The sequence below is a fragment of the Microcystis sp. Msp_OC_L_20101000_S702 genome (assembly GCF_007095705.1).
GTDB lineage: Bacteria > Cyanobacteriota > Cyanobacteriia > Cyanobacteriales > Microcystaceae > Microcystis > Microcystis ichthyoblabe_A.
Genome location: NZ_SFBO01000065.1, coordinates 1 through 13316, shown reverse-complemented (window position 1 = coordinate 13316; position 13316 = coordinate 1). Strand labels below are relative to the sequence as shown.

Genomic DNA, 13316 nt, shown 5'->3' with positions numbered 1-13316 from the left:
TCCCTTTTTTCTTAGCATAATCTGATAGTTTCATGTGAACTGCAATGTAAACTTGTACTAACCATATTAGCAGTTGTTTGCAGTCATTTGCATATATTTTTTACAAAACTTTACAATACAATCTTTTTAGGCTGCCGCATACTGATGAGCCTTTCTTTGTCAACTCTTGAGGTTGATGCTTTTCATTTTTGAATTGGCACTTTCTTGCGTCAGGCTTTGGCCTCTGTCCATCACCCCTTGAATAGGGTTGTCTCTCTTATCCCCACTGCTGATTTTTCTCTCTTTGTCAACCCCTAGACCTGAATAGCAGCAATTCTCAGTTTTAGACACAGCAAGCCTTTTAAGGGATTTAAAGAACATTTTAAAGGGGGATTTTTGGCGCAACTTTGGGTGTACTATCACGTCAAAAGTCCGAAGACTCGTCAAATGAAATTCGCCATCCCATTGAATTTCACCCCGTATTATGCGAACTAACTCCCAAAAGCCTTGCTACAGGGCAAATTTAGAATTGCTGCCTGAATAGTTACTCTCAATTTAAGTCGATGGGGATACACCAGGCAAGCGTTTATATTTCAAGTAATAGGCAAAAACTGTTATTACAACAATAATTATTGTGCCGATACCCAAATAGTTAGGAACCCAAAAAGCCGCGCCAATGGTGTTAATTTCTCCCGGTTTTAAATGCCAAATTAACTGATTGTCAACTTGTTCTACTGGGGGATTTAATCCTGAGTCATCTTCAATATTTTGACCAGCTAAGGGAGTCTTTAAAGCGAAGTCGATATCAACTAAGGAACCGGGGCTAATGATAATATTTCCCTGTTCGGAAAGTACACCCAAAGCCCGCAAATCAACGGTTAATTTTAAGTTTTTCTGGGTCAAAAAGAACCAATCTTTTTCTGTAACTGCCAGTTTTGAATCCAGTTGCAGTAACTTTATATCATCAGTATTAGCGGAATTTTTAATTTTAAAGGAAGAACTAGGATCAAAAAATTGATTGAATTTTTCCTCTAATTCCTGACTATTACTAAAGGGAATAGTGACAATTATTTCTCGTTCGGAAATATGATCGGTTTTCCCCTTAAGTAATTTTGCCCTCTGTTCGATACTATTTAACCATTTAGTGGCTTCGGTTTGACTGAGACTGGTTAAGCGTTGTCCGAGGGTGATATGTTGAATAATTTCCCCGTGGTGTTGGTGGGGAAAATTAATGCCCACATCGTAACGGACACAGCCAGTTAAAAAGAGAAAAATACCGCATAAAAAGGGCAGAATAAAGCGGGTTTTCCCGATTTTTTCGGTGGTTAATTGATTCATAATTAATCTTCTTCTAAGTCGTCATAACTTGCTGAACTGCCACCGCTAACCGTAACTAGATCGATTTGCTGACGATAATAGTCTACATCTTTTATCTCCACTTCTACCTCATCACCGAGACGATAGGCAACGCGATTTTTCCGTCCTACCAAACAGCTATGACGAGCGCGATATTCGTACCAATCATCCTTGAGAGAAGAAACATGGACCAACCCTTCCACTAATAAATCGGAAATTTCCACGAAGAAACCATAGGATTGTACACCAGTAATTAAGCCGCGAAAAACTTGACCCATTCTTTCTTTCATTTTCTCGGCTTTTTTCAATCCTTCTAGGTCTTTTTCGGCATCTTCAGCAATTTTTGAGCGATCATTGAGATGGGAAACAATTAGATGGCTTTCTTCTTCCAAATCCTCCTGAATTTGACTTGGGAGAATATTCCAATGAATCTGTCCATGACAGCTATTACTGCCCAAATTAACCCCGACTTTGACGATTTTGCTGCGGCGATCTTTCCCCTCGGTTAATAGGAGTTTTAACACCCGTTGTACCCAAAGATCCGCATATCTTTGTAGGGGTGAGAGACAGTGGGTATAATTGCTAGGATAGGCCAAACCAAAATGGGACAGAGGATGGCTGCTATATCTAACTAATTTGAGAGTTTCTTGCAGGAGATAATTGAGGACTTTCACCGATGAGGAAGCGGAAAAAGTGCGGGTGAGATTTTGATAGTCATTGGGTTTAATCTCCTCCTCGGCAGTTAAATTTAATTCTGCCCCTAAATTATTGGCCAATTTGAGTAAATCCTCCAATTCATCCCAATCTGGTTCCGATTGTCCACAGTAGATACAGGGCAATTTTAAGGCCTGTAAATGTTCAGCGACGACTTTGCCGGCTAAAATTGCCACTTCTGTCAGTAAAGAACGGGCAGGTAAATTATTAGAAGCGAGAACAGTCCCCCCCCGTCCTTCGTCTTTGTAGGGAGAGATTTTGTCTAATTGAATATCAAAACTACCCCGCTGCAGACGTTGGGATTTTAGGGTGGGGCAAACGCTGAAAAATAAATCTTTCAGGGTTTCAACGGTATCGGTGGGGGCAGCTTCGCTATCTTCTTCACTGAGCAGATCGCGCACCTGTTGATAGGTAAAATGTTGATCCACTTGGATGAGGCTGCGGGTGATTTCGTACTCCACTAGCTCCCCCTTGTCATCGAGGGTGACGAGGATAGAAATAGCGGGGCGCTGTTCTTGGGGTGACAGGGAACAACGACTGGCAAGGGCAGCCGGGACTAATGGCAGCACTTTTTCGCCTAAATAGACGGCTGTTCCCCGTTTTTTGGCAACTTTATCCAATAATCCGCCCCGTTCAATGTAACGGGTGACATCGCTGATATGAATGGCGACTTGCCAGCGATTTTGGTTGATTTTCTCTAAAGAAAAGGCATTTTCAATGATTGGGGGATAATCTAGAGGGGTGTCATCTTCGATGGTAAAGGTGAAGAGTTGGGTTAAATCTCGCAGTTGTTCTTTTTCGCCACTATCGAAGAAATCCGCTAAATTATCGGCAATTTCGAGGGCTTCTGGCGGAAAATTATGGGGTAGATCGTGTTTACAGGAGACGATATCCGTGTCGGCAGCGGCCTCGGCCGTGGAACCGAGAACGCGAGTAACTTTACCGATGGGAGGCATTTCCCCTAGGGGATAACGGAGGACGGAAACATGAACGAGGTGATCGATGTTTTCTAGGAGATTTTGACCATTTTCGAGGAGATTAAGGGTAAATTTCAGACGATCATCGAGGGGAACCGCCACAAACTGCTCATTTTCCTGTTTTACTTGCGCTAGAAGCGAAGGATTAGCTCGTTCGAGAATTAATCTCACCTCTCCTTCTGGGGAACGACGACGGGTTCCCTCGCGGATGATTTTGACTAAAACTCGATCGCCATTCCAAGCGTTACTGAGATGATTTTTCGAGACGTAGATGTCATCAGCATCTTCGATATCTTGGATAGCAAAGCAAAATTCTTTACTGGAACAGCGCAGCTTTGCTTCTACGATATTTTCCTCGATCACACGACGATAGCGCCCCCGTTCTTTGACAACCATTCCCAGACGTTCCAAAGCATCGAGAATCACTTGCAATTTTTCGCAGCTTTCGGGATCGTCTTCGCAGCCTAATTTTTTTTCGAGAAGTTTACCCGTAGCTAATTTATCATCACTAAGATGAGAGAGGAGTGTGGCGATCGAGAAGTCCATCTAACAATAATCCTTACTTACAAGACACTGACGGAATGGTGGACAATTAAGTTTAAATACTTATATAATGAGAGGATTGATTTAAACCATTGACTCGAGAGATTATCTCTATCGGGCTAATTGCGATCGCTGGTGGTGACAGTGAAGGTAAACTAAGCAAGCATCGAACACCCGAACCTACCCTGAGAATTATCGAAGCCTTCGTTAGTATAAGCCAATAGCGAACACTGGCAAACCTTTTGGCGATCGCTCATCTTGCTGGCAGAAGCTTCAGCCTAGTAGAATCTTGTTACTATGGGCAAGGCTAATCCTAGGACTGAAAATTTTATCTAATCTTTAATCCTAGCAAGAACTTGCTACATTTTTCCATAATTACGATAGAGTGTTTTAGTATAAGTACAAAAGAACTCGAAAAAGTCACCATGTTGCAAAAGTTACGCCAACGTTACCCCCAAGTTGCCCTGATTAGCGAGTTAGTTCAAATCGATCACGGCAAGTATATTGTGAGAGCGATCATCGAAATTGAGGGAAAAACGGTCGTTACAGGTTTAGCAGCGGCAGATACGGTGGAAATCGCCGAAGATAGAGCCAGAGAACGAGCTTTACTGCTTTTAGAGGCTGAAAACACCCCCGATCTCCAGCTTGTGGAAAAAGTCAGCCCCAATAATATTTCTCTACCGTCCGATTTACCTAAAACCGTCCCTAGTACCAAAAAATCGACTAAAACGGCTAAAGTCACTGAAATACCTCGTCCTGAAGCTAAAATTGAACCGGAATTACCCCAAGTTCAGGATATTCCCCCGGCTAAAATTGAACCGGAATTACCCCAAGTTCAGGATATTCCCCCGGCTAAAATTGAACTGGAATTACCCCAAGTTCAGGATATTCCCTTACCGGAACCAGAGCCTTTATTATTAGAAATGGAACCCGATAATTACTCCTTATTATCAGAATTGCCAGAAGAAGCGAGTTTAACTGAAGAAGAACCCCCGGCACCGGAACCAGTTGTTGTTATTCCCGAAGAAATCGATTATTCAGTGCTTAAAACTAAAATTGATGTGGAGATGAAACGATTAGCTTGGACTACAGAAAAAGGTCGAGAATACCTGATTTCTACCTATGGCAAAAAGTCCCGTTTACTGCTAACTAACGAGGAGTTATTAGAATTCTATAACTACTTATCTAGTATCAGTGCCTAATCACTAAACCTGCTGCATAAATTAAAAATCTTCCGTTAAGTGAGGAGTCTCCAAGCCAGTATTCTCCGAGTCAGGAGAAGCGGAAAGAAATAGATTATTTTCTGGCAGTAGAAAAGCGATCTTTTTCTGAAAAAGTCCTTAAATTAAGGACTTTAAGAGCAAGTCTGCGATTAAAAACTCAATTTTGCGGGAGATATAATAAAAATAGGGAGGCACAATTATTTGTAGGATGGGTTAGCGGTAGCGTAACATAATCGGGCGTTGGGTTTCATGCTTCAACCCAACCTACGTTCATCTTATATTTAATTCCACCCACCCACTTAGCTGCCAGTCTTTTTCTCCCTATCTCCCTATCTCCCTATCTCCCTATCTCACTGATAACTGATAACTGATAACTGATAACTGATAACTGAATTAATTTCTTACTGCTTCTGTTTCCGCTTCTTTGGGAACAACAACTGGCAATCCGCTGACTGTTTCAATTTGATAAACAACGCGACTTAATTGGGAAGGACAACAGAGAGGATCCGTATCTTTATAGCGATTAAAAACCACAATAATTCGATCGCTATTTTGTAAAACAATTCTCTGAGATGCTCCATCAGTGCGGGAATCCATCGGTCGCGGGGAAAGAGTGCCAGCGAATTTACCATCGACAAAAACAAAGTCTTGATAACCCATTGGTCGGCACATTCCATCCACTCCACTCATGGCCGAAATAACGCTAGTTTTGCCATAGGTTTGCACGGCCCCGTAGAGTAACCATCCTGCTTTATTAAGTGCTTGATCATTGGCAGTAATTGCCGGACGAACCTGTTCACGACACTGGTTATCGATCACGGTTTTAACGGGAGATTTGGGGATAGGGGACTTGGCTTTATTCCAATTAGTTAACGGTCGATCAAACCAAGCTCGCGGAGTCTCTTTTTCTGGGGTTTGGCTAATAACTTCTAATAGCTTCCATGTTTCGGAATTTTGATTAGTAGCTGGATTGGAGACGGTTTCAACGCTAACTTTAATTTGATAGAAAAATCCTGGTTTATAATCAAATCCCTCGATACTATTAGGGAACAATCTCCAGTTTTCCTCGGGTTTTTCTCGCATCTGTAAACAGTCTTTGGTTGTGCCTTGGCCACAGGGTTGTTTCCGAGAATGGATATAAATGGTCTTTTCCGTGCGCGTGATGGTTGGTGCGGGGGTAAAAGTGAGTATTCCTAAACCTTCGGGAGTACGATAAAATAATTGTAAATCGCCTTTAGCTGTCACTTGGAATTGTTCCACTCCTTGCAAGGCAGCAAGATATTGATTTTCTTGTTTCATCTGCGGTTCCGGACAAGCTTTTTTGGTAGTAGCGATCGCTTGATTGATCTGAAGCGTGTCATTATTGACTTGATAGCCAGTATTATACTGGTTGCATCCGGCCGAACCACTGAGGATATTTTTCTGGAAAGCGGCAGTAATTTCCGTTTCTTTCACCAAACTTCCGGCTGTCCACCCCCTTAGTTTCCATCGAGTCCCCTCCAAAGGGGAAATATTAGCGATCGCCGCTTTCCCCGCTAAAGCACAACTTAGGGCAATTGTCAAGAAAATTCCCGTTTTTTTGGCGTTCAAAATTGCTATTCTCCTCGTCAAAGCAACAATTCTATTATGGCGTGGGGCGGTTGCCCAGCGGCCCGGGATGAAGGGTAGAAAAAGACTTTTCCCCATTCCTTGACTCCTTCCCTTGCCTTGATTCTATCAGAGGCAAAAGCCGATGGTCGTCCCCCGATTGCAGAGCTTTGATCGTCCTCCAATGGCCAAAAGTTGACCCCAGTTCACCTTAAGCAGTACAATAAAAACCTTGAGTGACCCCTTAAACAAAAAAAACATCATGGCACAAGGACAAGGATTCGGATTCGGTCTCGGTAAGATTAAAGAACTACAAGACGCTTTCCAAAAAGCGCAACAGGTGCAACAAGGGGCCAAAGTTCTGCAAGAAGAACTGGAAACTATGGAAATTCCTGGCCAGAGTGAAAATGGCTTGGTGACAGTCTATCTCAGTGGCAACCAAGAACCCCGGGGGATTGAAATCGACCCTTCTCTCCTCTCCCAAGATCTGGAGATTGTGGCTGGGTCTATTCTAGAAGCCATGAAAGCCGCCTATGATGCCTCCACGGAAACGATGCGCAGCAAAATGGAAGAACTGACCATGGGTTTAAATATCTCCAGTATGTAATCGCTTTTGACCGCAATGGTAAGATGGAAAGTTGGACTAACAAACAAGGAGGTTCAACTTTGCTGACTTTGGGTGTCAATATCGACCATGTGGCCACAATTCGCCAAGCGCGTCGTACCGTGGAACCGGATCCCGTGGCGGCGGCAGTTTTGGCTGAAATCGGCGGTGCTGATGGCATTACCGTTCACTTGCGCGAGGATCGTCGTCATATCCAGGATCGCGATGTGCGGCTCCTCCGGCAAACGGTGCGGACTCATCTGAATCTGGAAATGGCCCCGACGGAGGAAATGATCGCCATTGCTCTCGATCTTAAACCCGATTATGTCACCCTTGTCCCCGAAAAGCGCGAGGAAGTGACCACGGAAGGGGGGATCGATATGCTGGGCAATTTTAACCGTTTTTGTCGGGTTGTCGAGCGCCTACAAGGAGCTAATATCCCCGTTAGTTGGTTTATTGATGCCGATTTTGCCCAAATTCAAGCGGCCGCTAACACGGGGGCGAAATTTATCGAACTCCACACTGGTCAATACGCCGAAGCACAACAGGAGAGCGATTGTCAAGCGGCATTAACAATTCTTAAAGAAGGTTGTGAATACGCTTCCTCTCTGGGTTTGCGGGTGAATGCTGGTCACGGTTTGACCTATTGGAATGTTTATGCCGTCGCCTGTTTGCCCAATATGGAAGAATTGAACATTGGTCACACAATTATCAGTCGTGCGGTTTTAGTCGGGTTGGAACGGGCTGTTAGGGAAATGAAATTGGCTATGCGTGGGCAATTGTAAAGGCTATCAGCTATCAGCTAATCTCCCGACTAGGGAACAATTACACTGAAAAATTAAAGGAAAGATGATGACAACTTATTATTATTTGGTAGCCAGTCAAAAGTTTTTAGAAGAAGAAGCGATCAAAAAGGAAGTTTTGAAGGAAAGAATCAGGAATTATCAAGAAAAAGGTCAAGAAATTGATTTTTGGTTAATTGCCAATCCAGCTTTTTTAGATACCCCCGCTTTTGCCGATATCAAAAAGAAAACTCCCCAACCAGCAGCGGCAATTGTTTCTCTCAACCAACAGTTTATTACCTGGCTAAAATTGCGTCTAGAATACGTTATTACGGGACAGTTTGAGGCTCCTTCCGATACTATTCCCGAACCGTTAAAATAACCCTTTTGGACTGGGGCCAAAAATACAGACGAGACAATCATCACCAGCTAACTTTGCCTTGCAGCTTGTTAATTTTTCCCTTACCGATTCCCGATACTCGATCCAAATCTTCTAGGGAAGTAAAGGGTTTTTCTTGCCGGGCTGCGATAATTTTTTCGGCTAATTTGCCACTGATACCGGGTAAAGTATCTAGTTCCTCTTTTGTGGCGGTGTTTAAATTAATTAAGCGATCGCTTTTAACTGTTACGGATTGGGGGCAGTTTTTTCTATCCCGTTCGATCCGATTTTTAATAGTTTCCGGCAGTCCTAATTTAGCGGTACGGTAAAGATATTGAAATTCTCGATCAAAATGAGCGGCAACGGTGGGATTATTGATAATAACTAAAGCTTCATCGTTTTGGTGGTTAGCAGCTGCTGACCAATTATGAGAACCAGTGATCACAATTTTATCATCGATTAAACCGAATTTATGGTGTAACTTATCTCCCGCCGCTAGAGCGGGAACTCCTAGGGTATTAATTGGGTTTTGCCAAGGCTGATTATCTGGTTCATAACGACATTTATTACTGAGAGCAACTCCTAATAAATCTAATCCTTCGCTATAGTATCGGAAGGCAAAACTAGGATCAATTAAAGCTTTAATTTCTATCCCTTTTTGATGTCGTTGATCGAGAATATTAGCTAAAGGCTGTTCCGTAAGGACAAACAGGGCTAAATCCACGGATTTTTTAGCTTTATTTAAAGTTTCACCAATGAGACCATTGCTAGTAATTGCCCAAGGATAAGCGGTAGAATCGGGGGAAAATTTTACCGTCAGACTACTATTACCGATAGTAATTGTTTGTGGTTTTCTCTGGGGTTTATCTAACCCAAATCTAGGACGATCTTCCCTTCCCCACATCAGATTAAATTCTTTTTGAAAAACTCTAGCTAGTGGGGGATTAGTAATTACTAATAAGTGATTGGCATTCCCGACAGTTTGGGGATTAGAAAAGTCTCCATGAATATCACTTAAGGTATAGTTAGCTGAACTGATTAAAGTAGTGTGATGATCAATAACCATGAATTTATGGTGCATTAAACCACTACCTTTTGAGCGATCTGCACTATCATCAATTAGGGGAATACCAGCTTTTTTGAGGATAGTAATTGCATCTCTTTGGGCGATTTCCTCCGCACTTAATTTACCATCTCGATTTAGATCAACTAAATCAAAAAGGTTTTGATAACGTTCCTGTTCTCGATCGCTTAATTGTTCTTGGTTTTTGGCTAAACTATGAATAGGTTGATTGTAAATATTTTCGAGGATAACCCTAACTTTAATTCCCTGCTGCTGACGAGCAACTAAAGCTTGAGCGATGGCGGGTAAACGTAACTCTTGCACCGCTAGATTGATCGAACTTTTTGCCGAGTTAATATTATCAATAATAATCTGTTCTAAATTATCCCCTGGACGATTAATTTGGCGATAGGGATCGGTATAATTTGAACCCTGGGCCTGATTATAATTAAAATAGACTTGAATATATTGATCTTGGGGCAAGGGTTGGGGACGATTTTGGATAGCATTGAGAGAATGACAGCCACCCAAAAGAAAAACTGTTCCTAACAAAAATCCTAACTGTCTCATCGGCTGAATTTTTTTTAATCTCAATTTATCTATTGCCATTTTTGCCCACATAATTATCATTGTACTAGGATTGAGGAGGAGTCAGGAGAGAATTTTTACCTAAGGAGGTTCTCGGCAATCAGTATGTACTAAATTGATTATAAGTAGTCGGACATAAATTCTGTTGTCTATCTTAAGAAATGTAAATTGCCGCAATTCTTACTGACTACTGACTCCTTACCCCACAGTTAACTTTACTTTTGTCCAACTACTTAATCAATCCTGATTCTAGATTGAAGACGATGACTTTGTCCTTGATTGCTTAAATCGCCGACCAAAGATCTGACATCTAGTTAGTGAATTTTGTTATAATCTGGGAAACAATAGCACTGTTCTTCTAGATCTGGGTTTTACCATGACTGAACTTTTACCCCAATGCAGTAATCTGGCTGGTAATGTTAACAGTATAATTGAACTATTAAAAGGCGAATCCTCTCTCCGCAATCAACAGGATACCAGCAAGATAGAAATCGCCCTACAAAAAGCCATTTCTCCCAAATTTGAAATCGTTTTCGCTGGTGCTTTTAGTGCGGGGAAATCAATGTTAGTCAATGCACTTTTAGAGCGAGAATTGCTTTATAGTGCCGAAGGACACGCAACGGGTACAGAATGTTATATTGAGTACGCAGAAGCTGATGAGGAAAGAGTGGTTTTAACCTTTCTCAGCGAAGTAGAAATTCGTACTTTAGTCGATACCGTCTGTCAAAATCTGCAATTAACCAATCCCAGTAACATTAATTCCCCGGAATACTGTAGTCAGTTAAACCAATACTGTCAAAAAATTATCGAACAGGAAGGGGGAGAAGGCAAATCCGAGCGAGCTAAACAAGCTCAGGGTTTAAAATTATTAATTGAAGGATTTACTCAAAATCGTGAGCGAATCCATACGCTGCATAATGCCACCTATTCCATGGAACAATTTCACTTTTCTAATTTAGCAGAAGCGGCCAGTTTTGCCCGTCGTGGTAGTAATAGTGCCGTCTTAAAACGTCTAGAATATTACTGTCATCATCCTCTCCTTAAAGATGGTAACGTTTTGGTAGATTTGCCCGGTATTGATGCCCCAGTCAAAAAAGATGCCGCCTTAGCCTATCGTAAAATAGAGCATCCTGATACTTCGGCAGTGGTTTGTGTTTTAAAGGCTGCTTCTGCGGGAGAATTAGCCACAGAAGAAACGGAATTACTCGAAAAAATTCGCTCTAATGCTGGTATTCGTGATCGAGTTTTTTATGTTTTTAACCGCATTGATGAAACCTGGTACGCAGCCCAACTAAAACAACGTTTAGAAAACCTGATTCAAACGCAATTTCGTGATACTTCCCGCCTCTACAAAACCAGCGGACTTTTAGGATTTTATGGGTATCAGGTGAAAAATCAAACCAATATTAATCAGCGTTATGGTTTAGATTCTATCTTTGCCGAAAGTGTCAAAAATTTAGGAGGACAAGAAGAAACACCGCAATTTGTCAGCGAGTTTAATAACTATTGTGCCAACTCCGGTAAATTACTGGCAACTCCCTTTAAAGTTTCCATCCACGGTTATGAAACTCCCAATAAAAATTATTTCCGAGTTTTAAGTGAGTGGGGAACTCCTTTACTAGAGCAGTTAATTGCTGATAGCGGTATCGCAGAATTTCGCACGGCAATTACTCGTTATCTCACCGAAGAAAAACGTCCGCAATTGTTTGCTAATTTAGCCGATGATTTACAATCTCTCTGCATTACTCTGAAAAATCATTATCAAGGGATTTATCGTGATTTAGAAAGTCAACCACGAGAAATTGAGGCGATGAAAGCTCTGGAGTTAAATCACCTCAATCAAGAGTTAAAAGAAGTGGGAGAGAAATTAACTAAACATATCGATGGTTATGTCAATGCTATCGTGGTTAATAGCGATGAAAACTTTGAGGAAGACTTTAAGAAACTGAAAGCGAGAATGGTATCAAGATTGGATGAGTTATTAAATACTTTTTCTGTCAAAAATGCTTACTCACAAGCGACTTTAACCCATCCCCGCAATGCTACAGCACCTTTATTAGCAGTATTGGTAGAAGCTTTTTATTATCTGTCTAACCAGCTAGAAGATGTGTTGATTGAGGAGTCAACAAGTTTAATTAGTCGCTTTTGTCAGCGTCTTTTAGATGCGGTAAGGCAAGGTGATTATTATCGGCAAATTTATCGTTTATTGGGTAACGATAGTGGCATAGAAAATCAGCTAAAACAGCTAGAAGATCAGTTAATTCATGCCTTAGTTTCCGAAGCGAGAACAGAGTGCGATCGCTATGTAAGAGAAAATCACAATTTTTACAACGAAGGCACTTTTTCTATCTTTCAATTTCGGCAAACTGTCCAACAAACTGCCCAAGGTTATGACTGTGAAAGTATTCTTGATGCTGAACCTGCTATTCGTCAATTACTTAAGTTAGATTTTGAGCCAAAAGTATCAGCGACAATTCAGAAAAACTTCCGTCAAACTATTAATAATACTCTGAAAAATCAATTGATACCAATGGCAAAAAAACAAGCCGATACTATTCTACAACAGTTCAATCAAGCTCGTTCTTATCTAGAACAAACCTTAGAACAGGAAGCGGCAGAAAAAATTGCGAATAATGCCCACAAACAGGAAGAAATTAACCAAAAAATTGAGAATTATAACCAAGCAATAAATTCTCTCAATACTTGTTTAACTGCTATGGGTTTACAGAAAAATCATTTACCTGTCATTGGTGAACAAGAATTAGAGATTGCCCCTGAAGTTGTTAATCACTCCAGCAATTAATATGGGGAAATTATCGGCATGAAGCACCAATTCCAGTGTGAATTGGCGTTGTCTTTGAGTAAAAAATGTAAGTTATACTGGCTCTTCGTTACTTGTTATGGTTCGATAGGGGGGCATAGATCGACTAAATCCTTATCTGGCAAGAGACTTAATTGATTAGTTCGCTCTAGATAAAAAACAATTGACAAAAATCGCTAAATGACTTTCTATATAAGGGTTCCATCCCTTATAACCCCCGTCCATTGCATAACACAAACCGAAGAGCCATAATCAATCCCGATTCTAGGCAGTAATCTGGCTGGTCATGTTAACAGTATAACTGAATTATGTCGTCCTTTGTATCCGGTAGAAGAATGTGCGGTTAGGCAGTTTTGATCATTACCCTTAATTAGGGTTTGATCAATAAATGTGAAATGTAGGCAAGGTAAGGGTTTTGTGGCTTTTCTGGCGAAACAGGTGCCAGATTTTGAGAGAATCGTGCTTCAAAACCTTGCGTCTTCATCGGCCCGCGTCCCGTAGGGGCGAAGCATTCGGGCAATAACCTATCGGTGAAACCGGAGATTTTCTATCCGAATGCTTCGCCCGTACTTTTTCAGCAGACCCTAATTAGGGTTTGCTGAATAAATCTAAAAACCTTACAGGAAAGGGCTTTTAGCTTGATTGAGAGCTTCCCAAATGCACTTAAATCTGCTAGAATCTCTTAAAACCCTTGCATCAC

General features: G+C 41.5%; 9 protein-coding genes. 5 read left to right on the top strand and 4 right to left on the bottom strand.

The genetic code is table 11. From position 1 onward, the window contains the following. Positions 1-534: 534 nt before the first annotated feature. Together EWV60_RS06700 and EWV60_RS06695 are read right to left on the bottom strand one after the other, a co-directional pair. Positions 535-1317: a DUF3153 domain-containing protein gene (locus EWV60_RS06700; protein ID WP_002734632.1), complete on the bottom strand. Its 783-nt coding sequence runs from the start codon at positions 1315-1317 to the stop codon at positions 535-537. A gap of 2 nt (positions 1318-1319) precedes the next feature. Continuing rightward, entirely contained in the window at positions 1320-3572 is a 2253-nt protein-coding gene (locus EWV60_RS06695) for a ribonuclease R family protein (RefSeq protein WP_287231635.1), read from the bottom strand. Positions 3573-3994: 422 nt separating this feature from the next. On the opposite strand from EWV60_RS06695, the gene EWV60_RS06690 reads away from it, so the two are divergent. Further along, on the top strand, positions 3995-4771 hold the full coding sequence (locus EWV60_RS06690) for a slr1353 family protein (protein WP_287231634.1): 777 nt from the start codon (positions 3995-3997) through the stop codon (positions 4769-4771). A 414-nt stretch (positions 4772-5185) separates the two neighbouring features. Here EWV60_RS06690 and EWV60_RS06685 read toward each other — a convergent pair whose 3' ends face one another. Next, complete coding sequence (locus EWV60_RS06685; RefSeq protein ID WP_353734382.1) at positions 5186-6478, bottom strand: DUF4377 domain-containing protein; 1293 nt, start codon at positions 6476-6478, stop codon at positions 5186-5188. A gap of 163 nt (positions 6479-6641) precedes the next feature. Between EWV60_RS06685 and EWV60_RS06680 the strand changes: the two genes are divergently transcribed. The 3 genes from EWV60_RS06680 to EWV60_RS06670 all read left to right on the top strand — a co-directional run bounded on the left by EWV60_RS06680 (position 6642) and on the right by EWV60_RS06670 (position 8147). Next, on the top strand, positions 6642-6986 hold the full coding sequence (locus EWV60_RS06680; RefSeq protein ID WP_002733791.1) for a YbaB/EbfC family nucleoid-associated protein: 345 nt from the start codon (positions 6642-6644) through the stop codon (positions 6984-6986). A 59-nt stretch (positions 6987-7045) separates the two neighbouring features. After that, positions 7046-7768 (top strand): pyridoxine 5'-phosphate synthase, encoded by a 723-nt coding sequence (locus EWV60_RS06675; RefSeq protein WP_287231637.1) that lies wholly within the window; start codon positions 7046-7048, stop codon positions 7766-7768. Between the two features lie 67 nt (positions 7769-7835). Next, positions 7836-8147 (top strand): MgPME-cyclase complex family protein, encoded by a 312-nt coding sequence (locus EWV60_RS06670; RefSeq protein WP_002771843.1) that lies wholly within the window; start codon positions 7836-7838, stop codon positions 8145-8147. 40 nt (positions 8148-8187) lie between these two features. Here EWV60_RS06670 and EWV60_RS06665 read toward each other — a convergent pair whose 3' ends face one another. Further along, entirely contained in the window at positions 8188-9828 is a 1641-nt protein-coding gene (locus EWV60_RS06665; RefSeq protein ID WP_287231636.1) for a DUF655 domain-containing protein, read from the bottom strand. Positions 9829-10171: 343 nt separating this feature from the next. On the opposite strand from EWV60_RS06665, the gene EWV60_RS06660 reads away from it, so the two are divergent. Then, entirely contained in the window at positions 10172-12598 is a 2427-nt protein-coding gene (locus EWV60_RS06660; protein ID WP_287231632.1) for a dynamin family protein, read from the top strand. Positions 12599-13316: the final 718 nt, after the last annotated feature.